Origin of the sequence: Nocardioides conyzicola (assembly GCF_039543825.1) — a bacterium.
GTDB classification, from domain to species: Bacteria; Actinomycetota; Actinomycetes; order Propionibacteriales; family Nocardioidaceae; genus Nocardioides; species Nocardioides conyzicola.
Window position 1 is genome coordinate 1,701,597 of the sequence record NZ_BAABKM010000002.1, and the last position, 22,275, is coordinate 1,723,871.

The 22,275-nt window shown below is 70.9% G+C and carries 19 protein-coding genes; 8 read left to right on the plus strand and 11 right to left on the minus strand.

The genetic code is table 11. The annotated features are described in order from the left end of the window. Window positions 1–100 precede the first annotated feature (100 nt). The 5 genes from ABEA34_RS11375 to ABEA34_RS11395 all read right to left on the minus strand — a co-directional run bounded on the left by ABEA34_RS11375 (window position 101) and on the right by ABEA34_RS11395 (window position 7,210). On the minus strand, window positions 101–2,125 hold the full coding sequence (locus tag ABEA34_RS11375) for an ABC transporter permease subunit (RefSeq protein WP_345521374.1): 2,025 nt from the start codon (window positions 2,123–2,125) through the stop codon (window positions 101–103). Then, the gene (locus ABEA34_RS11380; protein ID WP_345521375.1) at window positions 2,122–3,153 is read right to left on the minus strand and encodes a quaternary amine ABC transporter ATP-binding protein; all 1,032 of its coding nucleotides are present in this window, start codon (window positions 3,151–3,153) and stop codon (window positions 2,122–2,124) included. The genes ABEA34_RS11375 and ABEA34_RS11380 overlap by 4 nt, the downstream gene beginning before the upstream one ends. Further along, window positions 3,150–4,850, minus strand: coding sequence for a choline dehydrogenase (gene betA, locus ABEA34_RS11385; RefSeq protein WP_345521376.1), 1,701 nt, complete (start codon window positions 4,848–4,850; stop codon window positions 3,150–3,152). Before betA ends, ABEA34_RS11380 begins: the two co-directional genes overlap by 4 nt. Then, complete coding sequence (locus ABEA34_RS11390; protein WP_345521377.1) at window positions 4,847–6,286, minus strand: aldehyde dehydrogenase family protein; 1,440 nt, start codon at window positions 6,284–6,286, stop codon at window positions 4,847–4,849. Before ABEA34_RS11390 ends, betA begins: the two co-directional genes overlap by 4 nt. 159 nt (window positions 6,287–6,445) lie before the next feature. Next, on the minus strand, window positions 6,446–7,210 hold the full coding sequence (locus ABEA34_RS11395) for an IclR family transcriptional regulator (RefSeq protein ID WP_345521378.1): 765 nt from the start codon (window positions 7,208–7,210) through the stop codon (window positions 6,446–6,448). A 77-nt stretch (window positions 7,211–7,287) separates the two neighbouring features. On the opposite strand from ABEA34_RS11395, the gene purU reads away from it, so the two are divergent. Beyond that, a complete protein-coding gene (gene purU, locus ABEA34_RS11400) occupies window positions 7,288–8,166 on the plus strand; it encodes a formyltetrahydrofolate deformylase (RefSeq protein ID WP_425576869.1) in 879 nt (292 codons plus the stop codon). Between the two features lie 137 nt (window positions 8,167–8,303). Beyond that, complete coding sequence (locus ABEA34_RS11405) at window positions 8,304–9,185, plus strand: hypothetical protein (protein WP_345521379.1); 882 nt, start codon at window positions 8,304–8,306, stop codon at window positions 9,183–9,185. Here ABEA34_RS11405 and ABEA34_RS11410 read toward each other — a convergent pair. Then, window positions 9,182–10,621: a trimethylamine methyltransferase family protein gene (locus tag ABEA34_RS11410; RefSeq protein WP_345521380.1), complete on the minus strand. Its 1,440-nt coding sequence runs from the start codon at window positions 10,619–10,621 to the stop codon at window positions 9,182–9,184. The genes ABEA34_RS11405 and ABEA34_RS11410 overlap by 4 nt on opposite strands. A 77-nt stretch (window positions 10,622–10,698) precedes the next feature. On the opposite strand from ABEA34_RS11410, the gene ABEA34_RS11415 reads away from it, so the two are divergent. The 5 genes from ABEA34_RS11415 to ABEA34_RS11435 are packed head-to-tail and all read left to right on the plus strand — an operon-like array spanning window position 10,699 to window position 15,484. Beyond that, window positions 10,699–11,481, plus strand: coding sequence for an IclR family transcriptional regulator (locus tag ABEA34_RS11415; protein ID WP_345521381.1), 783 nt, complete (start codon window positions 10,699–10,701; stop codon window positions 11,479–11,481). Continuing rightward, on the plus strand, window positions 11,478–12,143 hold the full coding sequence (locus ABEA34_RS11420; protein WP_345521382.1) for a corrinoid protein: 666 nt from the start codon (window positions 11,478–11,480) through the stop codon (window positions 12,141–12,143). Before ABEA34_RS11415 ends, ABEA34_RS11420 begins: the two co-directional genes overlap by 4 nt. Next, window positions 12,140–13,015 (plus strand): dihydropteroate synthase, encoded by an 876-nt coding sequence (locus tag ABEA34_RS11425; protein WP_345521383.1) that lies wholly within the window; start codon window positions 12,140–12,142, stop codon window positions 13,013–13,015. Before ABEA34_RS11420 ends, ABEA34_RS11425 begins: the two co-directional genes overlap by 4 nt. Then, window positions 13,012–14,898, plus strand: a complete 1,887-nt coding sequence (locus tag ABEA34_RS11430) for an ASKHA domain-containing protein (RefSeq protein ID WP_345521384.1) — start codon at window positions 13,012–13,014, stop codon at window positions 14,896–14,898. Before ABEA34_RS11425 ends, ABEA34_RS11430 begins: the two co-directional genes overlap by 4 nt. Beyond that, on the plus strand, window positions 14,837–15,484 hold the full coding sequence (locus tag ABEA34_RS11435) for a DUF1638 domain-containing protein (RefSeq protein WP_345521385.1): 648 nt from the start codon (window positions 14,837–14,839) through the stop codon (window positions 15,482–15,484). The genes ABEA34_RS11430 and ABEA34_RS11435 overlap by 62 nt, the downstream gene beginning before the upstream one ends. Here ABEA34_RS11435 and ABEA34_RS11440 read toward each other — a convergent pair. From ABEA34_RS11440 to ABEA34_RS11460, 5 genes are all read right to left on the minus strand, one after another. Further along, window positions 15,474–15,974 (minus strand): hemerythrin domain-containing protein, encoded by a 501-nt coding sequence (locus ABEA34_RS11440; RefSeq protein ID WP_345521386.1) that lies wholly within the window; start codon window positions 15,972–15,974, stop codon window positions 15,474–15,476. The two genes, ABEA34_RS11435 and ABEA34_RS11440, sit on opposite strands and share 11 nt — an antisense overlap. Next, window positions 15,964–16,641: a hypothetical protein gene (locus ABEA34_RS11445; RefSeq protein WP_345521387.1), complete on the minus strand. Its 678-nt coding sequence runs from the start codon at window positions 16,639–16,641 to the stop codon at window positions 15,964–15,966. Before ABEA34_RS11445 ends, ABEA34_RS11440 begins: the two co-directional genes overlap by 11 nt. Continuing rightward, window positions 16,638–18,929 carry a catalase gene (locus ABEA34_RS11450; RefSeq protein WP_345521388.1) on the minus strand — a complete coding sequence of 764 codons (2,292 nt, stop codon included), beginning with the start codon at window positions 18,927–18,929 and terminating at the stop codon, window positions 16,638–16,640. Before ABEA34_RS11450 ends, ABEA34_RS11445 begins: the two co-directional genes overlap by 4 nt. 84 nt (window positions 18,930–19,013) lie before the next feature. Beyond that, the gene (locus ABEA34_RS11455) at window positions 19,014–19,862 is read right to left on the minus strand and encodes a methylenetetrahydrofolate reductase (protein WP_345521389.1); all 849 of its coding nucleotides are present in this window, start codon (window positions 19,860–19,862) and stop codon (window positions 19,014–19,016) included. A gap of 40 nt (window positions 19,863–19,902) precedes the next feature. Then, the gene (locus tag ABEA34_RS11460) at window positions 19,903–21,321 is read right to left on the minus strand and encodes an MFS transporter (RefSeq protein ID WP_345521390.1); all 1,419 of its coding nucleotides are present in this window, start codon (window positions 21,319–21,321) and stop codon (window positions 19,903–19,905) included. A 64-nt stretch (window positions 21,322–21,385) separates the two neighbouring features. On the opposite strand from ABEA34_RS11460, the gene ABEA34_RS11465 reads away from it, so the two are divergent. After that, on the plus strand, window positions 21,386–22,246 hold the full coding sequence (locus ABEA34_RS11465) for a GTP-binding protein LepA (protein WP_345521391.1): 861 nt from the start codon (window positions 21,386–21,388) through the stop codon (window positions 22,244–22,246). Window positions 22,247–22,275 lie beyond the last annotated feature (29 nt).

The window sequence follows — 22,275 nt, forward strand, 5'->3', positions numbered from 1 at the left end:
CTACTCCTTGTGTCGTGTCGCGTTCGCGACGTGTTCGGGTCGTTCGCCATCGGGCTCGCCGAGCGCCCCCGGCTGGTGCCGTTGCCGGCCGCGGCTCAGGTCAGCGCCACCACCTCCCGCCCGTGCGGGGCTGCCGCTGCAGCTCGCCCGCACCCGCCCGGTCCGCTGCCGCCCGCATCACGCGGTCGATCATGATCCCGAGGAGCACGATGGACAGCCCGGCGGCCAGCCCCTTCCCTGCGTAGTCCGAGTGCGCCAGTCCGTAGATGACGTCGTAGCCGAGGGCCCCGGCGCCCACGAGCCCGCCGATGACCACCATGGACAGCACGTAGAGCAGGCCCTGGTTCGTCGCGAGCACGAGGGATCCCCGGGCCATCGGCAGCTGGACCTTCGTGATCTCCTGCCAGGTGGTGGATCCGGTCGACCGACCGGCCTCGATGACGACGTCGGGGACTCCCCTGATCCCGTCGGCCACCAGCTTGATGGCGGCCGGGGCGGCGTACACGACCGCCGCCACGATGGCGGTGAAGCGCGTGGGGCCGAAGAGGGCGAGGACCGGGATCAGGTAGACGAACGCCGGGATGGTCTGTCCGGCGTCGAGGACCGGCCTGATCACCAGGTCGACCGTCCGGCTGCGGCCCATCCACACCCCGAGGACGAGCGCGAGCACCATCACCAGGAGCGTGGCGACCAGGGTCATGTTCAGGACGATCATGGCGTCGTGCCAGAGGTCGAGGAGGTAGAGGCCGGTCAGGCAGAGGACGGCGGGCACGACGGCTCGCCGGCCACCGATCACCACGGCGAGGAGCAGCAGGGCGGCGAAGCTCAGCCACCAGGGGGACTCGGCCAGCAGCGACTGCATCGGGTTGAGGAGCCCGTAGGAGATCGCGTCGGAGAACGTGCCCGCCGCCGTGTCGACGGCCGAGGTGAACGACTCCATCCACGAGTTGGCGGTGTCCGCGACCGATCGAGCCCACGAGGTCTCCGGGAACTTCGCGGCGTCGATGGCGTAGCGCGAGTACCAGACCGCGACAGCGACCGGGACGAGCAGGACGCCCAGGACGAGCCGACGCCGACGCGGGTCCTCGCCACCGCCGCGCGACACCCGCTCCGAGCGCTCGCTCGCCGCGGTGGTGGTGCGGTCGAGCATGATGCCCATCACGACGATGAGCAGGCCCGGCACCAGGCCGGCGCCGAAGTCGTTCTCGGTCAGCGCCGCGAGGACGGGCTTCCCCAGCCCGGGACCGTTGATGTACGACGCGACGATCGCCATCGACAGCGCCGCCAGGATCGTCTGGTTGAGACCCACGATGATCGTCCGCCGGGCCATGGGGATCTGCACCTTGAGCAGGCGCTGCGGGGTCGTCTGGCCGAGCGAGTTCGTGGCCTCGATCGTCGCCGGAGACACGTCGCGGATGCCGAAGCCCGAGATCCGGACGATGGGCGGCAGGGCGTAGGCGAGGGTGCACACCACCGCCGTCGGCGCGCCGATGCCGAAGAGGACGAAGACGAACATCAGGTAGACGAACGTCGGCATCGTCTGCAGGAGGTCCAGTCCCAACGTGATCCAGCGCCCCGCGCGCGGGCTGATCGCGATCCAGACCGCCAGCGGGAACCCGATGACGACGGCGAAGGCGACCGACACCGACGTGACGATCAGCAGGTCCATGGAGTCTTCCCAGTACCCGAAGAGCCCGAAGGAGAGGAAGGACCCGGCGACCAGCAGCGCGATCCGCCAGTTCGCGATCGCATATCCGATCCAGGTGGCGATCGCCACCACCCCGAGCCAGCCCACGGCCGGCGCCGGTCGGGGCGGCGTCGGGATCGCGATGAGCTCGCGCAGGAAGTCGACGATCGCGTTGATGAAGTCGGCGATGACCTCCGTGACCGGGTTCGAGCTGTAGCTGCTGACCCGATCGGACAGCCGCGCGTGGAAGTCGGTCTGGTCGGTGCCCGACAGGAAGAGGGTGTGCGTCCCCTTGGACACGCTCCACACGGCGACCCACCCCGCGAGGACGACGAGCACCCACACCCACCGCGGGATCCCGCGGCGCCCGCGCGCCGGCGGCGGCACGGCGTCCGGCTCCACGCTGTCCACGGCGGGCGGTGCGGTGGCGGTCGTCATGCCGGGGCCTCCTCCGCGACGACGACCCGGAGGATCGCGTCGTCGTCGACGATGCCGACGAGCTCGCCGTCGTCGACGACTCGCAGGGGGTGGTCGGACGCGAGCGCGGCGCGCGCCGCCTGCCGCACGATCGTGCTCGAGCTCATCACCGGACCCTCGAGGGAGTCATCGGGGCGCGGCTCGCGCATCACCCACTTCAGCGTGAGGACGTGCGACTTCGGCACGTCCGAGGTGAAGTCGCGGACGTAGTCGTCGGCCGGGGCGCCGACCACCTCGTCCGGCGTACCGATCTGCACCATCGCGCCGTCGCGCATGATCAGGATCCGGTCGCCGAGCTTGAGCGCCTCCTGGAGGTCGTGGGTGATGAAGACCATCGTCTTGCCGAGCTCGTGGTGGAGCCGGATCACCTCGTTCTGCATGTCCCGGCGGATCAGCGGGTCGAGGGCGGAGAAGGGCTCGTCGAAGAGCAACAGGGACGGGTCGTTGGCCAGCGCCCGGGCCAGCCCGACGCGCTGCTGCATGCCGCCGGACAGCTGGTCGGGGTAGGACCGCTCGTAGCCGGACAGCCCGACGAGCGAGACGATCTCCTCGGCCTTGGCCCGCCGCTCCTTCTTCTTGATGCCGCGGATCTCCAGGCCGTAGGCGACGTTGTCGATCACCTGGCGGTGCGGCAGCAGGCCGAAGTGCTGGAAGACCATGGACGTGTGGGTACGACGCAGGTTGCGCAGCTCGGCCTCGTTGGCCTTGACGATGTCGTGCCCGTCGATGACGATCTCGCCCGAGGTCGGCTCGATCAGCCGGGTCAGGCAGCGCACCAGCGTCGACTTCCCGGAGCCCGACAGGCCCATGACGACGAACACCTCGCCCGGCGCCACGTCGAAGGAGACGTTCTTGACGCCGACCACGCAGCCGGTCTTCTCCTTCAGCTCCGCACGGGAGAGCTCGTCGTCCGGCGTGCCGATGATGCCGTCGGCGCCCTTGCCGAAGATCTTCCACAGGTTGCGCACGGTCAGGGCTGCGTCGCTCATGAGGGGTCCTCGCTGTTGCGGCTGTCGCCGGGCGGGTAGAGCGGCATGCCGTCGCGGTAGCGGTAGTACGGCACGTCGGCGGGCGGGAGCGGGGTGTTGCCGGCGATCAGGTCGGCGGCCTTCTCGGCGACCATCATCACGGGGGCGTAGATGTTGCCGTTGGTGACGAACGGGAAGACCGAGGCGTCGACGACGCGCAGACCCTCGACGCCGTGCACCCTCATCGTCGACGGGTCGACGACGGCCATCTCGTCGATGCCCATCTTGGCCGTGCACGAGGGGTGCAGGGCCGTCTCCGCGTCGGCACGGACCCAGTCGAGGATCTCCTCGTCCGTCTCCACGGACGGGCCGGGCGAGAGCTCGCCGTCGTTGTACGGCGCGAACGCGGGCTGGTTGAGGATGTCCCGCGCGACCCGGATCGCCTCGACCCACTCGCGCTTGTCGTTGTCGGTCGAGAGGTAGTTGAAGAGCAGCGACGGGTGAACCTTCGGGTCGCGGCTCCTGATCCGCACGTGGCCACGGGTGTCGGCGTACATCGGCCCGATGTGCACCTGGTAGCCGTGGCCCTCGGTCGGCGCGGACCCGTCGTACCGGATCGCGACCGGGAGGAAGTGGAACATCAGGTTGGGGTAGTCGACGTCCTCGTTGCTGCGCGCGAAGCCGCCGCCCTCGAAGTGGTTGGTCGCGCCGAGGCCGCGGCGGTGGACCAGCCACTGGTAGCCGATGCCGGGACGCTTGCGCCACTTGAGCCCGGGGGCGATCGAGACCGGCTGCTTGGAGGCGTACTGGATGTAGACCTCGAGGTGGTCCTGGAGGTTCTCGCCGACGCCGGGCAGGTGGTGCACGAGCGGGACGCCCTGCTCCTCGAGCAGCCGTTGGTCGCCGACGCCGGAGAGCTGGAGCAGCTGGGGCGTGTTGATCGCGCCGCCGCAGAGGATCACCTCGCCGGCGTACGCCGTCCGCTTGAGCCGGCCGCCGCGCAGGTAGTCGACGCCGACGGCACGCTTGCCTTCGAATCGCACCTGGGTGGCCATCGCGAGGGTCTCGACGGTGAGGTTCTTGCGGTGCCGCACGGGGTGCAGGTAGGCCCGGGCGGCGGAGAGCCGGCGGCCGCGGTGCAGGTTGCGGTCGAACTTCGCGAAGCCCTCCTGGCGGTAGCCGTTGACGTCGTCGGTGCGCGGGTAGCCCGCCTCGACGGTGGCGTCGAAGAAGGCGGAGAACAGCGGGTTGCCCGCCGGTCCGCGCTCCAGCACCAGCGGGCCGTCGCCGCCGCGCCAGTCGTCGGGGCCGGCGAGACAGCTCTCCATCTTCTTGAAGTAGGGCAGGCAGTGGAGGTAGTCCCACTCCTTCATGCCCGGCTCGGCGCCCCAGCGCTCGTAGTCGAGCGGGTTGCCGCGCTGGAAGATCATCCCGTTGATGGAGCTGGACCCGCCGAGCACCTTGCCGCGGGCGTGGAAGACCCGGCGGTCGTTGAGGTGGGGCTCCGGGTCGGTCTCGTACTTCCAGTCGTAGAACCGGTTGCCGATCGGGAAGGGCAGCGCCGCCGGCATGTGGATGAACGGGTCGATCCGGAAGTCCGAGCGTCCGGCCTCGAGCACCAGGACCGTCGTACCGGGGTCGGCCGAGAGGCGGTTGGCGAGCGCGCAACCGGCGGAGCCGCCGCCGACGATGACGTAGTCGTACCGGTCCCGGCTCATCCGCCGAACCACCTCTGCTCGGTCGGGCGGATGTTGTGCCAGACATGCTTGGTCTCGCGGTACTCCGCTAGCCCGGCCTCGCCGAGCTCCCGGCCGAAGCCGGACTGCTTGTAGCCGCCCCACTCGGCCTGCGGCACGTACGGGTGGTAGTCGTTGATCCAGACCGTGCCCATCCGCAGCCTGCCCGCGACCCGCTGGCCCTTGCCCGCGTCCTGGGTCCAGACCGCGCCGGCCAGGCCGTAGATGCTGTCGTTGGCGATGCGGACCGCGTCCGCCTCGTCGGTGAACGTCTCGACCGTCAGCACCGGGCCGAAGGACTCGTCCTGGGTGACCGACATGTCGCTGGTGCAGCCGTCGAGGATCGTCGGCAGGTAGTAGAACCCGTCGGCGAGCGCCGGGTCCTCGGGGCGTGCGCCACCGGTGCGCAGCACGGCGCCCTCGGCGATCCCGCGCGCGACGTACGCCTCGACCTTGTCGCGGTGCGCGCTGCTGGTCAGCGGGCCGGTCTCCGCCTTGTCGTCGAACGGGCCGCCGAGCCGGATCGTGCCGGCCCGCGCGACCAGCCGGTCCACGAACTCGTCGTGGATCTCGTCCTGGACGATGAGCCGGGCGCCGGCCGAGCAGACCTGGCCCGAGTGCAGGAAGACCGCCGTGAGCGCGAAGTCGAGGGCGACCTCGAGGTCGGCGTCGGCGAACACGATGTTGGGGTTCTTGCCGCCGAGCTCGAGCGCCACCCGCTTCACCGTCCCGGCGGCGGCCGCCATCAGCCGCCGGCCGGTCTCCAGACCGCCGGTGAAGGAGACGAGGTCGACGCGGGGATCGGTCGACAGGGGTGCGCCGGCGGTCGCACCGGCACCGAGGACGAGGTTGCCGACGCCGGCGGGCAGCCCGGCCTCGGCCAGCAGCCGCATCAGGTGGATCGCGGTGTGCGGCGTCAGCTCGCTCGGCTTGAGGACGAACGTGTTGCCGGCCGCGAGGCAGGGAGCGACCTTCCAGGAGACCTGGAGCAGCGGGTAGTTCCACGGCGTGACCAGCGCGCAGACGCCGACGGGCTCGTGCACGATCCGGCTGACGACGTCCGGGTTGCCGGTGTCGACCATCCGGCCGGCGTCCTCCGCCGCGACCCGTCCGTAATGGCGGAAGACCGCGACCACGTCGGTGATGTCGTAGCGGCTCTCGACCAGGCGCTTGCCGGTGTCCAGCGACTCCATCCGGGCCAGGTCCTCGGCGTCGCGCTCGAGGAGGTCGGCGAGCCGCAGCAGGAGGTCGCCACGCTCGCGGGCCGACGTGTCGGTCCACGGTCCGTCGCGGAAGGCGCCGTACGCCGCGGCGATCGCGGCCTCGGTGTCCTCGGCGCCCGCCTCGTCGACCTCGGCGACCAGGGTCCCGTCGGCCGGACACCGGATCTCACGGCGTGCTCCACCGCGCGCGCTCACCCACGCGCCGTCAAGGTAGAGCTCGGCCACTCGGACTCACTCCCCGCACGACCACTCAGTTGCGTATCACGCAACCAATTGCTTGTCGCGCAACCGGTTCTTGGTCCCGAGGATGGAGTCAGGCTCCCGAGCCGTCAAGGGGAAGCGACGGGTTGTAACTCAACGTTGACCCCAGCCGAGGCGGTGCGAGACCTCGGCGGCGGCCTCGACGAGCAGGGCGACGACGTCCGCGACGCGCTCCTCGGACAGCCGGAAGGTCGGTCCGGAGACGCTCATCGAGGCCACCACGTCGCCGTGCGCGTTGCGGATCGGCGCGGCCACGGCGGTCAGCCCCTCCTCCAGCTCGTCGACCGCGACGGCGTACCCCTGCTCGCGGACCAGGGCGAGCTCCTCGCGGAGCTTGCCCTTCTTGGTGATCGTGGTGGGGGTGTAGCGCGACAGGGTGCCGAGCAGCTCCTTGACCGCGTCGTCCTCGAGGCCGCTGAGCAGCACCTTCCCGTTGCTGGTCGCGTGCAGCGGGATGTGCTGGCCGACCCAGTTGTGCGGCTGGAGGGCCGAGGAGCCGGCGATCTGGTCGAGGTAGAGCGCGGAGCTCTCCGACAGGACGGCGATGTTGACCGTCTCGCCGGTGTCCGCTGCCAGCTGGCGGCAGACCGGCCGGGCCTCCTGCACCAGGTCGAGCCGAGCGGTGGTCGCACCTGCCAGCCGGAGCACGCCGACGCCGAGCCGGTAGCGGCCGCGGTCGGAGGTCTGCTCCACGAGGCGGTGCGCCTCGAGGGTGCTCACGAGGCGGAAGGCGGTGCTTTTGTGGACGCCCAGCTCGCCGGCGATCTCGGTGACGCCGGCCTCGCCGACGCGGGCCAGCACCTCGAGGATGGTCAGCGCGCGGTCGACCGACTGGACGCCGACGCTGGCCTCGCTCATGGCGCGAGACTAGCGCAGCGGTTGTTGCGTATTACAGACTGCGTTTCGGCCAGCGCAACGAATCCTCAGGAGCTCCCGTGCCGAACCTCGCCGCCCCGACCATCGCCGCGGGCGACTACGTGCTCATCCTCTCCTGCCCGGACCGGCCCGGCATCGTGCACGCCGTGTCCGGCTTCCTGGTCGCGCACGGCGGCAACATCATCGAGAGCCAGCAGTTCGGCGACCGGCTGACCGACCGCTTCTTCATGCGGATCGACTTCGAGGTCCCCGGGCCGACCGACGCGGTGGCGATGCGGGAGGCGTTCGCGCCGGTGGCCGAGGAGTTCGAGATGCGCTTCGAGCTCTGGGACGCGACCGCGCCGTACCGCACGCTGGTCATGGTCTCCAAGCACCTGCACTGCCTCAACGACCTGCTCTTCCGGGCCAGCACCGGCTCGCTGCAGATCGAGATCCCGGCGATCGTGTCCAACCACCCGGACGCCGGCGCCCTGGCCGCGTCGTACGGCGTCCCCTTCCACCACGTGCCCGTGACGGCCGAGACCAAGCCCGAGGCCGAGGCGGAGCTGATGCGGCTGGTCGACGCGTACGGCGTCCACCTGGTCGTGCTCGCCCGCTACATGCAGGTGCTGTCGGACGACCTCTGCCGCTCGCTGTCGGGGCGGGCGATCAACATCCACCACTCGTTCCTGCCGAGCTTCAAGGGCGCCAAGCCCTACCACCAGGCCTTCGACCGCGGCGTGAAGCTGGTCGGCGCGACCGCGCACTACGTGACCGGCGACCTCGACGAGGGGCCGATCATCGAGCAGGACGTGATGCGCGTCGACCACGGCTACGACCAGGACCAGCTCGTCTCGGCCGGTCGCGACGTCGAGGCGCAGGTGCTATCCCGCGCCGTCCGCTGGCACTCGCAGTCGCGGGTGCTGCTCAACGGCTCCCGGACGGTCGTCTTCCGCTAACTCGTCGAGTCGGGACTTCTGACGGTTGAATCCGGACTTTTGTACGGAGTGAAGCGTCAGAACTCCCGACTCGAGCGTCAGAACTCCCGACTCAACCTTGAGTGCGGAAGGAACCCGGACTACGCCATCCTCGTCCCATGCCCATGCGTCTGGTCGTGGCTGCCCTCCTCCCGCTCGTCCTGCTCGCCGGCTGTGGCGACGACACCGTCAGCGCCAGCGAGCTGACCGCCGACCCGGCAGGCACGCCGTACGCCGGGCCGATGGGCGTGCTGCCCGACCACAGCGACCTCGCCGTGGCGCTCGCCGCGTCGGGCTCGGCGGGCCTGGCGGCGGAGTGCGCCGGCGAGCCGCGTCGCGGCGGGGGCGGTGACTACGCGGACGGCGGGCTCGAGTCGGTGCAGGAGACGCCCCAGAAGGCGCTCGACAACTGGATCGACGAGGAGTCGGCGCCCGTGCCGCGCGACGGCTACCGCATCGAGCGGGTCGACGGCGACCGGGTGCTGCTGTCGTACGACGTCGACCGGCTGACCAAGGTGGCCGTGATCGTCCGCGACGGCATCACCGACTTCAACGACGACACCGGCTGGGGGGTCGAGTCGTGGTCCAGCTGCGACCCCGCCGAGCTCGGGGTCGACGTCGCCGAGGACCTGGGCTTCCAGATCTGGACCGACCGGGACGGGCGCCCGGTGCCGACGACGGACGTCACGTCCTCCACCGGCGCCGCGCACTGCGACTGGCAGGACCTGACCTGGCTCTCCGTCGGGCAGACGAACGACGTCGACCGGGACGTCGACCAGTACCTCAGCGGCGACGACGACGGCCAGCTCGCCGACTTCCTCAGCACCGCAGCCGACGACTCCGCGACACTGCCGGACGACGCCGCCGACACCCGCTGGCGCCGCGACGGCCGCGAGCTCTGGATCGGCGAGGACCCGGCCGCGGCGTACCTCGTCAGCCTCGACGACCCCACCGACGTGCAGCTCTGGCCCGCCGTCACCGAGCCCATCGGCTGCGCCTAGTCGCCGAGCTCCGTCCGCCGGCGTACGACGTACTCCTCGAGCTCGGCGCGGATCGCGTCGTCCAGCGGCGGCTGCTCGTACTCGTCGAGCCGCTTCTTGTAGATGTCCGTCGCCCGGGCGGCGGTGTCCTTCGCGCCGTTGCGCATCCAGCGCTCGTAGTTGTCGGACGAGTTGAGGAAGGGCCGGTAGAAGCAGGTCCGGAAGCGCTCCATCGTGTGCATCGCCCCGAGGAAGTGGCCGCCGTGGCCGACCTCCTCGTGCGCGCCGAAGGCCATCGACTCCTCGTCGATCTCCAGGGGGGTGAACTCGTGCTGGAGCATCTCGACCAGCTGGGCGTCGATCACGAACTTCTCGAAGCCGGCGACGAGCCCGCCCTCGAGCCAGCCGGCGGAGTGCATGACGAAGTTCGCGCCGGCCAGGAAGGTCGGCATCATCGTCATCAGCGCCTCGTAGCCGGCCTGGGCGTCGGGCACCTGTGACGACGTCAGCCCGCCTCCGGTGCGGAACGGCAGCCCGAAGTGCCGCGCGATCTGTCCGGTGCAGAGCAGGCCGATGCCCGACTCCGGCGTCCCGAACGTCGGCGAGCCGGACTGCATGTCGATGTTGGACAGGAACGAGCCGAAGACGACGGGCGCGCCGGGCCGGATCAGCTGGGACAGCGCGATCCCCGACAGTGCCTCCACGATCTGCTGGACGAGGGCGGCCGGGATCGTCACCGGCGACATCGCGCCCATCAGGATGAACGGCGTGAGGATGACCGGCTGGTTGGCCGCCGAGTACTCGAACTGCGACTCGAGCATCCGGTCGTCCCACCGCATCGGCGAGTTGCAGTTGATCAGGGAGATGATCGCGGGCGTCTCCTCGATCGACTCCCGGGACCCGAACAGGATCTCGGTCATCGCGATCGTGTCCGCGGCGTTGACCCCCGAGACCACGTTGCCCATGTAGATCTTGTCGGTCAGCGTCTGGAGCGCGTAGGTCATGTCGAGGTGGCGGCTGTCCAACGGGGTGTCGTTGGGCTCGGTGATCACACCGCCGGCGGAGTCGAGCACCGAGAAGCTCTGGGCGAGACGGGTGAAGTTCTCGAAGTCGTCCATCGTGCCGTCGCGGCGCACCTCACCGTCGCGGACGAACGGCGGCCCGTAGACGCCGCTGAACACCATCGAGTCGCCGCCGACGTGCACCGAGTTCGCCGGGTTGCGGGCCTGGAGGTCGAACTCCCTCGGCGCCTTGGCGACCTGCTCGAGCACCCAGTCGGGGTCGAGGAACGCCGTCTTGTCCTCCACGCGCTGCCCGGCTCGGCGGAACAGGTCGAGGGCCCGGTCGTCCATGAACTCGACGCCGATCTCGGTCATCAGCTTGCGCCAGCCACGGTCCAGGGTGGCCATCGCCTCCTCGGACAGGATCTCGTAGCGCGGCATCTTGTTGCGGAACATCGGTCCTCCAACCTAACCTCATGATGTGGGACCACAGTTCCACATCATGGAACCCCACGGAAGCGCAGAGTGGAAGCATGGCCGAGACGAGCACCAACGGGACCCAGGCGGTGGACCGCGCTGCCCAGCTGGTGTCGACGGTCGTGCACGCCGACGCGCCGCTCTCCTTCGCCGACCTCCAGGAGTCCAGCGGGCTCGCGAAGTCGACGACCTCGCGGATGCTGACCGCCCTCGAGCGCACCGGCCTGGTGGAGCGCGACGACTCCGGCTCGTACGTCGCCGGCTCGCTCTTCTGGCTGTACGCCGCGCGCCACGACCCGTGGGAGGAGCTGGTCCGGCTGGCCCGCCCCGCGATGGAGCGGATCGGCGACGCCACCCACGAGACCGTGCACCTGAGCGTGACCCGCGGCGAGAAGGTCGTCCAGGTCGCGCAGGTCGACTCCCGCTACCTGCTCGGCACCCGCGACTGGACCGAGATCGAGGTCCCGGCGCACACCTCGGCGCTCGGCAAGGTCTTCTACGCCTGGGGTGCGCTGCCGGTCCCCGACGGCGCCCTGGAGCAGCTGACCGAGGCGACCATCGCCGACCCCGCGGCCCTGCGCCGCGAGGGCATCACGACCCGCAAGCGCGGGTGGGCGGTCACCCACGACGAGCTCGAGGTCGGCCTCACCGGCATCGCCGTACCCGTCCAGGGTCCGCGCGGTGACGTCGTCGCCGCGCTCGGCATCTCCGGACCCACCGCTCGGCTCGAGGACCGGCTCGCCGAGCTCGGTCACAACCTGTCGTCCCACGCAGCCGACCTCTCCGGCCTGCTGCGCGGCCGAACCCCATCCACCGTGAAGAAGGCGGGCGTGGCATGACACCTGAAGAGATCCTCCAGGGCCTGTACGACGAGACCCTGGTCGGCAACGCACCCCGCGTCCTCGAGCTGACCGAGGAGGGGCTGGCCACCGGCATGGAGCCGCAGACGCTGCTCTTCGACGCGCTCATCCCCTCGCTCGAGGAGGTCGGCGCCCGCTTCGAGCGCGGCGACTTCTTCGTCCCCGAGATGCTGATCGCCGGCCGCGCGATGGCCGGCGCGATGGAGCGGCTCCGACCGCTGCTCGCCGAGACCGGCGTGCAGACCATCGGCAAGTTCCTGATGGGCACGGTCAAGGGCGACGTCCACGACATCGGCAAGAACCTCGTCAACATCATGCTGGAGGGCGCCGGCTTCGAGGTCATCGACCTCGGTGTCCAGGTGGCGCCGGAGAAGTTCGTCTCCGCGATCCAGGAGCACCAGCCCGACATCGTCGGCTTCTCCGCCTTCCTCACCACCACCATGCCGATGTTCAAGGCCAACATGAACGCGCTCGAGAAGGCCGGCCTCCGCGACTCCGTCGTGGTCATGGTCGGCGGTGCTCCCGTCACGCAGGAGTACGCCGACGCGGTCGGCGCCGACGGGTACGCCGCCGACGCCTCCGCCACCGTCAAGAAGGCCAAGGCGCTGCTCCACGAGAAGCGCTCCAAGGTCCCGGCATGAGCGCCGAGCCCCTCGAGACCGTCCTGCGCGGCACCGGTGGCGACGTCGTCATCGGGCACGGTCGCCGGTTCTGCCTGATCGGCGAGCGGATCAACCCCACCGGCCGCCGGATCTTCCAGGAGCAGCTGCGCGCGGGCGACCTCTCCGCGATCGAGCGTGACGTGATCGCCCAGGTCGAGGGCGGCGCCGACGTGCTCGACGTCAACATGGGCGTCCCGCTGACCGACGAGGCCGACCTGCTCGCCCAGGCGATCCAGCTCGTGCAGGGCATCACCGACAAGCCCATCTGCATCGACTCGTCGGTGATCGAGGCGCTCGAGGCGGGCCTGTCCGTCTACCAGGGCCGCGCACTGGTCAACTCGGTCACCGCCGAGGACGACCGCCTCGCCGCGATCCTCCCGCTGGTCAAGAAGTACGACGCCGCGATCATCGCGCTGCCCAACGACCACGACGAGATCCCGATGGAGGCCGACAAGCGGCTCGACCTGACGGCCAAGATCGTCCGGGTCGCGACGCAGGAGTACGGCATCGCGCAGGCCGACATCGTGATCGACCCGCTGGCGATGCCGATCGGCGCCGACACCTCCACGTCGCGGGTCACCTGGGAGACCATGCAGCGGATCCGCGACGAGTTCGGCGTCAACATGACCTGCGGGGCGTCCAACACGTCGTTCGGCATGCCCGGCCGGCACACCCTGGGCGCGGCGTGGCTGCCGATGGCGATGACCGCCGGCCTCACGAGCGCGATCATGGACACCCGGACGCCGCAGATCGTCGAGGCGGTCAAGGCCGCCGACGTCTTCATGGACCACGACGAGTGGGGCATGGCCTGGATCGCGGCCCACCGGGCGAAGGCGGCAGCGACCGCGTGATCGACGCCGAGGTCCCCCACGACGGCACCGGCCGCGTCGAGCTGTCGTTCACGGTCCTCGACGCCGACCCGGAGCGCACCGCGAAGCGCCAGGTGCGGGTGCCGCCGGGCGTCACCGTCTTCGACTCCGCGTCGTGGAACGGCATCGCGATCGACTCCACCTGCGGCGGGCACGGCACCTGCCACAAGTGCAAGGTGAAGGTCGAGGGACCGACTCCCATCACCCGGCACGACCAGAAGACCTTCAGCCGCGACCAGCTCGACGAGGGTTGGCGGCTCGCCTGCCTGGTCAACGCCACCCGCGACCTGGTCGTCGACGTACCGCCGCTCACCACCCGCCCCAAGGCCGCCACCGTCGGCGTCGGGCGCCAGGTGATCCTGCGGCCGGCGATCCAGAAGAGGTACGTCGAGCTCGAGGAGCCCACCCTCGCCGACCAGCGCACCGACCTCGACCGCCTGCTCGACGCAATCGACGACCTCGAGCCGGTCGCCGACCTGCACCTGCTGCGCCGGCTGCCCACGGTGCTGCGCGCCGCCGACTTCAAGGTCACCGCGGTGATCGTCGACGAGGCCCTGATCGACGTCGAGCCCGGCGACACCACGAAGACGCAGTACGCCATCGCCTTCGACCTCGGCACGACCACGGTCGTCGCCACCCTGCTCGACGTCGCGACCGGCACCCCGGTCGCGGTCGCGTCGATGCTCAACAGGCAGCAGCCCTTCGGCGGCGACGTGATCACCCGGATCAGCGCCACGATGATGGACCCCGAGGCGCTCGGCCGGCTGCAGCGCGCGGCCGCGGAGACCCTGTCCACGCTGGCGACCCAGGTCTGCACCGAGGGCGGGGTCGAACCCGCGCAGGTCTACGAGGTCGCCGTCGCGGGCAACGCCACGATGACCGCCCTGGTGCTCGGCATCGACCCCGAGCCGCTCGGCGTCGCGCCCTTCATCATGTCCTCGCCCCAGCCCCCCGACATGCTCGCCTCCGAGCTCGGCCTGACGCTGCACCCGCGGGCCCGGGCCACCCTCTTCCCGGCCCTGGGCGCGTACGTCGGCGGCGACATCGTCGCCGGCATGCTGGCGTCCGGCATGGACCGCGACAAGCGCACCCGCCTCTTCATCGACGTCGGCACCAACTGCGAGATCGTGCTCAGCGACGGCGACCGGATCCTGTCGACGGCGGCCCCGGCGGGCCCCGCGTTCGAGGGTGGCGCGATCCGCTGCGGGATGCGCGCGGCGGACGGCGCCATCGAGGTCGTCAAGCTGGGAGACGACGTTGACCTCGGGGTGATTGGCGACGTGGAGCCGCGCGGCCTGTGCGGGTCCGGACTCGTCGACGCGGTCGCCGAGCTCGTCAAGGTCGGGCTCCTCGACGCATCGGGGCGCTACGTGACCGACGCGGTCGCTAAGGAGGTCGCCCCGTCCCTCGCCGACCGGCTCACCACGATCAGCACCGAGCGTGGGGAGGAGCGGATCTTCGTGCTGCACCGGCCCACGCCGGACGCCGAGCCGGAGGACTGCGTGGTGCTGACGCAGCGCGACGTCCGCGAGCTCCAGTTCGCCAAGGCCGCGATCTCGACCGGGTGGACGCTGCTGCTCGAGGAGCTCGGCCTGGAGCACCGCGACATCCAGCAGGTGCTGCTCGCCGGCTCGTTCGGCAGCTACCTCTCGGCCGCGTCGGCCGTCCGGATCGGGCTGGTGCCCCAGCTGCCCGTGCTGCGCATCGTCGCCGCCGGCAACGTCGCCGGCGAGGGCGCGAAGATGGCCTTGCTGTCGGTGCGCGAGCGCGCCGGCGCCCGGGCGCTGCTGGAGGAGGTGACGTATGTCGAGCTCTCCGACCGCCCCGAGTTCAACGACCGCTTCGTCGACCAGCTCGGCTTCTGAGCCGCGGACAGCCCTCATCGCCTGCGGGGCGATCGCCCAGCCCTGCAAGGAGATCGTCGACCGGCACGGCTGGCCGGTCGACGTGCACCCGCTGCCGCCGCTGCTGCACAACCAGCCCCAGCTGATCGCGGGAGAGGTACGCCGGCTGGCGGCCGAGCTGGCCGCGTCGTACGACTCCGTCGCGATCGGGTACGCCGACTGCGGCACGTACGGCGCACTCGACTCCGTCTGCGCCGAGCTCGGCCTGGCCCGGCTCCCCGGCCTGCACTGCTACGACGTCTTCGCCGGCCCGTCCCGGGTCGAGCAGCTCTTCGACGACCAGCCTGGCACCTACGTGCTGACCGACTTCCTGGTGCGCTCGTTCGCGCGCACCGTGGTCCAGGAGCTCGGCCTGGACCGCTACCCGGACCTGCGCGACACCTACTTCGGCCACTACACGCGTGTGGTCTGGCTCGCCCAGCAGCCCGATGCCGAGCTGCACGCCCTGGCTCAGGACGCAGCAGCCCGGATCGGGCTCCCGCTCACCGTCGTCGAGACCGGCGACGGCCGGCTGGAGAGCGCGCTGGCCGACCTCGTCAGCGGATGACGGCGTCGATCGTCTTCTTCAGGGCGCTGGGCCGGGCCGGGCTGCGCGGCGCCTTCGTCCGGGCCGCCGCCATCTCGGCGCCGATCTCCTGGAGGACCTTGCGGCCGAGCGCCTCCCGCACCTGGGGGAACCACTCGTCCTCCTCCTCCTCGATGTGGTGGCGCACGTTCTCGATCAGGACCGTGGTCTTGGCCGTGAAGCGCTCGTCGGTCGGCTTCATGGCCACGAGCTCCATCACCAGGACGTCGGCGACGTGGTGCTCCTCGTAGGACTCGAGCACGTCGTCCTCGAGCTCGGGGACGAGCTCGCGGACGCGCGGGTACATGACCTCGTTCTCGATGTAGGTGTGGACGGTGAGCAGCTCGACCATCCGGTCGACCAGCTTGCCCTTGGCCACGTAGGCGTCGTCGCCGGCGGCCTCGAAGTCCTTGAAGGTGCGCAGGATCAGCTTGTGGTCGTCCTTGAGCATGACGATGGCGTCAGTGGACATGGGGGTTCTCCTTGGTGGTGGGTCGGGTGTCCGAGCGCGATCGCCGGGCGCGGAGGTAGGCAGGCTCCCGGAGGCGCCGGACGGCGGGGTACTGGCGAAGCCCCGGGATCTGGTGCTGCACGGGGTCGAACGAGATCTCGGTGTCGCCGCTGCGGGTCGTGGACAGGAGCAGCACGCCGAAGACGTGCCACTCCCCGGAGGGACGGGCCCAGGACAGGTCGTACGAGCCGGGCTCGCTGCCCTCCGCCGCGAGCAGCAGCGGACCCGCTTCGGTGTCGTAGGGCAGCAGCGTCGTCAACGGCCGGCTCCGCGGGTGCCGGCTGGCCGTGAGGACGAAGCGGGTGACCCGGCCGAAGCCGGTGGTGGCGAAGAGGAGGTCCCCGTGGCCACCGCCGATCGGCACCCGCACCGCGAGGCCGTGGATGTCCGGCAGGCGGTGCGGCAGGCCGATCGCGCGGGAACGGCGTACGACGACGTCGTCCTCGCCCTCCTCGTCGATCCAGGCCACCCCGGTCGGCTCGGCCGAGCCCCGGCGGAAGATCCGGCCGTTCACGACCTCACCGTCGGGGTGCAGCGGCTTGCGGGCGGGACGCAGCGAGGCGACGCCCTGGGTCGCGGTGGCCAGCACGGCGCCACCGACCCGGGACACCGCCCGCTGCAGGCTCACCCCAGCACCGTCCCGAACCGCTCCCAGACGCGGTGCGCGCCCAGGGCCGTGTGGAGCTCCGTGAAGACCGTCGCCGGGTCGTCACCGATGAGCACGCCGGGTGCGTCCGCGACCCCGGCCAGCTCGAGCGCGTCGACACCGGCACCCCAGGCCCCGATCGCCTTGGCGTGCCGGAAGCACTCCTGCAGCAGCAGCACGACGCGCGGGTCGAGCACGGCGTTCTCGTCGTCGCCGACCTTGCTGTCGCGGACCACGAGCGCGTCGGCACCCGGGGCCGGACTGCCCGCGACGAGCACGGCGTCGAACTCGACGGACCGAGTGGCGGCGAAGGTCCGCTGGACCGTCGTCCCGTCCGCGAGCTTCCCGCCGTACGGCGCGACGACGAGCGGCACCATGCCGGCCGCCGAGACCGCAGTCCGCACGGCGTCGAGACCGCTGAGGTCGCCGTCGGGGTCCACCAGGATCCCGACGATCCGGCCGTCCGTCGGCCAGGTGCCGCCGATCTGCGACAGCGCGGGGCTCGGAGCCAGGTCGATCAGCGGCACGGTCGGCTCCGGAGCTGGAAGCCCCAGCCCGGCCGCGACCTGGGCGCAGAGGTCCGGGTCGATGTTGGCCAGCGCCAGCAGCTGACGCTCCTTGATCGCCTGCTCGAAGCACTTCGCGAGCTCGAACGTGTACGCCGCGACGATGTGCTCCTTCTCCGGCGGCGTCATGCTCAGCCAGAACTGCCGGACCTGGCTGTAGTGGTCGTCGTACGACGCGGGCGCCTCCCGGGTCTTCACCGACTCCGCGACGTGGGCCGGGACGTCGACGAACGCGCCGTCCTTGGCGCCGCCGGCGAAGAACGGGCAGCCGCCGTCGAGGGAGTTCGGCTGGTACGGCGCGATGCCGCCGTGCACGGCGCTCTGGTGGAAGCCGTCGCGCAGCATGTCGTTTACCGGCGCGTGCGGCCGGTTGATCGGGATCTGGCTGAAGTTCGGTCCGCCCAGCCGGGTCAGCTGCGTGTCGACGTACGAGAAGAGCCTGGCCTGCAGGAGCGGGTCGTTGGTGACGTCGATGCCCGGCACCAGGTTGCCGACGTGGAAGGCGACCTGCTCCGTCTCGGCGAAGTAGTTCGTCGGGTTGTGGGTCAGGGTGAGCAGCCCGATGGGCTGGACCGGCGCGAGCTCCTCCGGGACCAGCTTGGTCGGGTCGAGCAGGTCGATGTCGTCGAAGGTCTCCTCGAGCGTGTCGGGGAAGACCTGGACGCCGAGCTCCCACTGCGGGAAGGCGCCCGCCTCGAGGGCGTCCGCGAGGTCGCGCCGGTGGAAGTCGGGGTCGGTCCCCGCCAGCAGCTGCGCCTCCTCCCAGGTGAGCGAGTGCACGCCCAGGACCGGCTTCCAGTGGAACTTCACCAGCGAGGTCTCGCCGGCGGCGTTGACGCACCGGAAGGTGTGGACGCCGAATCCCTCCATGGTCCGGTAGGAGCGAGGGATGCCGCGGTCGGACATGTTCCAGATGGTGTGGTGCTGCGCCTCGGTGTGGAGCGAGACGAAGTCCCAGAACGTGTCGTGGGCGCTCTGCGCCTGGGGGATCTCGCGGTCCGGGTGCGGCTTGCCGGCGTGGATCACGTCGGGGAACTTGATGCCGTCCTGGATGAAGAAGACGGGGATGTTGTTGCCGACCAGGTCGAAGGTGCCCTCGTCGGTGTAGAACTTCGTCGCGAAGCCGCGGGTGTCGCGCACCGTGTCAGCGGATCCGCGCGAGCCCAGGACGGTCGAGAACCGCACGAACACAGGGGTCTCGGCGTTCTTCGCGAGGAAGCCGGCCTTGGTCACCGACCGGGCGTTGCCGTAGCCGATGAACGTGCCGTGGGCGCCGGCGCCCCGCGCGTGGACGACCCGCTCCGGGATCCGCTCGTGGTCGAAGTGAGTGATCTTCTCGCGCAGGTGGTGGTCCTGCAGGAGGGTCGGGCCTCGCCGGCCGGCCTTGAGCGAGTGGTCGCTGTCGCGCAGCCGCGCACCCTGCGAGGTGGTGAGGAACCGGCCCTGCCCCGAGACGGCCTCGGCGGGCGCGTCGGTCGGCGCGCCGGTCGCCGTACGACGCTCCGGGCCGGCCTGGTCCGGCTTGGGCGGCAGCGGCTCGACCGGCTTGGTCGGCTCGGCCACCTTCGGCGTACCGGACCCCGGCGTCCCTGGGACCTCCGGTCGCTCCAGATCGGCCAGCTTCTCGGCGACGCGCGCGGCCGCACCTTCGACGGTGGACTTGACGGCCTTCTTGACGACCTTGGCGGGCGTGCTCGGATCCATGGAGCCTCCTGGGTAGGTGCTGGAGGTACCCCCGCCCCGGGCGTGGAACCCCACCCCGACGGGCGTAGCCGGGCGGGACCGCCGTCAGTCCCGGAGCCGGTCCAGGAGGCCCCGCCGCCAGGCCTCCGTCTCGGCGACCTGGTTGAACGTGAAGACGTGCAGCCCCTCGACGAGCGCGGTCGGCTCGGCCAGCGTCGGCGCGCACTTCTCCAGGAAGGACTCGCCGGTGAAGCCGCCCGGTGCCGCCAGGCGCGCGAAGGTGCCCTTGTTCTTGGCGAGGAAGCGGGTGGACTCACCCACGCCGATCTTGGTCGCCATCGTCAGCAGCTTGGTCCGGTCGACCGGACCGGGGATGCCGAGCAGCAGCGGCGTGGTGATCCCGCGCCGGCGCATCCGGTGCACCCAGTCACGGATGACCGCCGGGTCGAAGGTCAGGTTGCTGACGATGTGGGTCGCGTAGCGGCGCTTGTCCCACATCGACTGCACGGTCAGGTCGTCGTGGATGGTCGGGTGCGACTCCGGGTAGCCGGTGATCCCGACCTGGCTGAACGGGCGGCCGAGCGCAGCGAGGTCCTCCAGCAGCGACAGCGCGTCCAGGTAGTCGCCGGCCGGCTCGGCGTCGCCGCCGGGCACGAAGACGCGCGAGATGCCCTTCCCGGTCAGGCGCGCGCAGATCTCCTCCAGCTCCGTACGGCCCGACACCATCCGGGCCGCGACGTGGGGTACGACGACGTACCCGTGGCCGGCCAGGCGCTCGGCCAGGTCGAAGGTCGCCTCCAGCCCCTTGCCCGGCGACGCCGTGACCGTGACCGCGACGTCGCGCGGCACGTGCTCGAGCACCTTGTCCTCGGTCGAGGCCGTCGGCAGCACCTCGTAGCGCGCGTTCTCCAGCAACCGCTGGAGCGTCGGGGCGGTCGAGGCCTTGTTGCGCATAGTGCAACTCGTTTCGTGATGCGCATCGAGTATGCCGAGTCTAGACCCCCGGGTCGCGGATCGTCACCCACGAGACGACCCCGCCCAGCGCGAGCAGGACGGCGCAGATCATCACGGCCGAGTCGTAGGCCGAGTCGAACGCCACCGGGTCGGCGTACTCCTCGCCGCCGAGGCCGACCACGACCGGCAGGGCCGCGACCGCGAGCAGCGACCCGGCCCGGGCGACGGCGTTGTTGACGCCGCTGGCGATGCCGGCGTGCTCGTCGGCGACCGCGGCGAGCACGGTGGCGGTCAGCGGCGCGACCATCAGCGCGAGGCCCAGGCCGAAGACCGTCATCCCGGGCAGCACGTCGGTCCAGTAGCGGACGTCCTCGCCGACGCCGAGGAGCAGCAGCGCGCCGCCGGCCATCACGAGCGGGCCGACCGTCAGCGGGATCCGCGGCCCGATCCGGGTGCCGAGCGCGCCGCCCTTCGACGCGAGCAGCAGCATGCAGAGGGTGATCGGGAGGGTGGCCATGCCCGCCTGCAGCGCGCCGTACCCGCCGACGGTCTGCAGCTGCAGCACGAGGAAGAACAGCACCGCGCCCAGGGCGGCGTACACGACGAGGGTCATCGCGTTGGCCGCGCTGAAGGTCCGGTCGGCGAAGATCCCGAGCGGCAGCATCGGGTGCTCGCTGCGGCGCTCGTCGACGACGTACCCGACGGCCGCGAGGATCGCGATCCCGATGGCCCACGGCGCGGCCGCGCTCCCCCACTCGATCAGCGCGAAGGTGAGCCCGCCGAGGAACACCGTCGCGAGCACCGCGCCGGTGAAGTCGAGTCGGCGGGGCGCGTGGGGGTCGAGCGTCTCGGGGACCGCCTTCAGCGCGATCACCACGGTCAGCACCGCGATCGGCAGGTTGATCAGGAAGATCCAGCGCCAGTTGGCGTACTCCACCAGGAACCCGCCCAGGAACGGACCGATCGCAGACGCGATGCCGCCGAGGCCGACCCACGAGCCGATCGCCTTCGCCCGGTCGCCGCGGACGAACGCCCCCTGGATCATCGCCAGGCTGCCCGGCGTCAGGAGGGCGGCACCCGCGCCCTGGAGGACCCGGGCCGCGATCAGGACGGTCGGGTTGGGCGCCAGCCCGCACAGCAGCGACGCGATCGCGAACCACACGGTGCCGATCACGAAGACCTTGCGGCGGCCGTAGCGGTCACCGAGCGAGCCGCCCAGAAGGATCAGGCTGGCCAGCGAGAGCAGGTAGCCGTTGGTGATCCACTGGAGCTGGGCGAGCGAGGCGTCCAGGTCCTTGCCGATGGTGGCGAGGGCGACGTTGACGACGGTGCCGTCGAGCATCGTCATGCCGGAGCCGAGGACGGCGGCGGCGACCACCGCGCGCCCGGTCGCGGTCCCGAGTCGGACCCCCTCGTGGGCCTCCGCGTCGGCAGGGTCCAATCCGGAGGCGTCGGTCACGACGAACACGGTATCGGGGACAACCCCGATGAAGGTGGCCCTTACCTCCCCCTAGGATTCTGCAATGACGCTGGTGTCGCTGAACGAGACGCGGCTGGCCGACCATGTCGACCGGCTCGGGCTCGAGCATCCCCCGATCGACCTGGCGACCGTGGACTACTCCGTACGCCGTCCCGACGTCTTCAACGCACGCTTCGGGCACGTCCTCGACTACATGGCGCGCGTCGAGCTCGAGGTCGACCGCAACGTGCTCGAGCTGACCACCCTGCTGCCCGACCCGCCCGAGATCGACCGGCGCTTCTACACCGAGGTGTGGCAGCCGCAGGAGATCCGGCACGGCCAGATCCTCGACGAGCTCCAGGTCCAGCTCGGCCGCCCGCCCGCCGAGCCCGACCTGACGTCGCTCGGCGTGAAGATGCGGATCCTCGGCGCGCTCGCGCACCTCGACGCTTTCCAGGACGTCTGCCGGATGCTCTACTACCTGACCGGCATGGCCACCGAGCGCTCGGCGGTGCTCGCCTACAACCTGCTCCACGACGGGGTCCTCGAGATGGGCGAGACCGCGATCGCCCGGACCGTCTTCACCCCGATCAAGCGGCAGGAGCCCGGCCACTACGCCTTCTACCAGCTCTCCGCGCGCGGTCTCTGGTCGCAGCTCGCGGCCTGGCAGAAGTGGATGGTGCGCCACATGCGGAGCGTGTCCTTCGCGCCGGTCGGCGCCAACGACGCCCGCCAGACCGCCGACTTCGGCGACATGCTCGCGACGCTGCGGATCGACCGCGACGTCGAGAGCTTCGCCGGCCAGATCTCCCGGGTCGAGCGCGATCTCCTCTGGGCGCACAAGCGCGGGCTCCAGGTCCCGCCGTACGTCGCCCGCGCCTTCCGCGAGGCCGTCGAGCTGGCGCGGGTGCGCCGGGCTGCATGAATCCCCGGTCGACCGGGGATCCCGTCGCT

Bases quoted from the DNA above. Each gene is read 5' to 3' on its own strand.
- ABEA34_RS11375 (WP_345521374.1), bottom strand. From the start codon at position 2,125: ATGACGACCGCCACCGCACCGCCCGCCGTGGACAGCGTGGAGCCGGAC.
- ABEA34_RS11380 (WP_345521375.1), bottom strand. From the start codon at position 3,153: ATGAGCGACGCAGCCCTGACCGTGCGCAACCTGTGGAAGATCTTCGGC.
- betA (WP_345521376.1), bottom strand. From the start codon at position 4,850: ATGAGCCGGGACCGGTACGACTACGTCATCGTCGGCGGCGGCTCCGCC.
- ABEA34_RS11395 (WP_345521378.1), bottom strand. From the start codon at position 7,210: ATGAGCGAGGCCAGCGTCGGCGTCCAGTCGGTCGACCGCGCGCTGACC.
- ABEA34_RS11405 (WP_345521379.1), top strand. From the start codon at position 8,304: ATGCCCATGCGTCTGGTCGTGGCTGCCCTCCTCCCGCTCGTCCTGCTC.
- ABEA34_RS11410 (WP_345521380.1), bottom strand. From the start codon at position 10,621: ATGTTCCGCAACAAGATGCCGCGCTACGAGATCCTGTCCGAGGAGGCG.
- ABEA34_RS11415 (WP_345521381.1), top strand. From the start codon at position 10,699: ATGGCCGAGACGAGCACCAACGGGACCCAGGCGGTGGACCGCGCTGCC.
- ABEA34_RS11420 (WP_345521382.1), top strand. From the start codon at position 11,478: ATGACACCTGAAGAGATCCTCCAGGGCCTGTACGACGAGACCCTGGTC.
- ABEA34_RS11425 (WP_345521383.1), top strand. From the start codon at position 12,140: ATGAGCGCCGAGCCCCTCGAGACCGTCCTGCGCGGCACCGGTGGCGAC.
- ABEA34_RS11435 (WP_345521385.1), top strand. From the start codon at position 14,837: ATGTCGAGCTCTCCGACCGCCCCGAGTTCAACGACCGCTTCGTCGACC.
- ABEA34_RS11440 (WP_345521386.1), bottom strand. From the start codon at position 15,974: ATGTCCACTGACGCCATCGTCATGCTCAAGGACGACCACAAGCTGATC.
- ABEA34_RS11450 (WP_345521388.1), bottom strand. From the start codon at position 18,929: ATGGATCCGAGCACGCCCGCCAAGGTCGTCAAGAAGGCCGTCAAGTCC.
- ABEA34_RS11455 (WP_345521389.1), bottom strand. From the start codon at position 19,862: ATGCGCAACAAGGCCTCGACCGCCCCGACGCTCCAGCGGTTGCTGGAG.
- ABEA34_RS11465 (WP_345521391.1), top strand. From the start codon at position 21,386: ATGACGCTGGTGTCGCTGAACGAGACGCGGCTGGCCGACCATGTCGAC.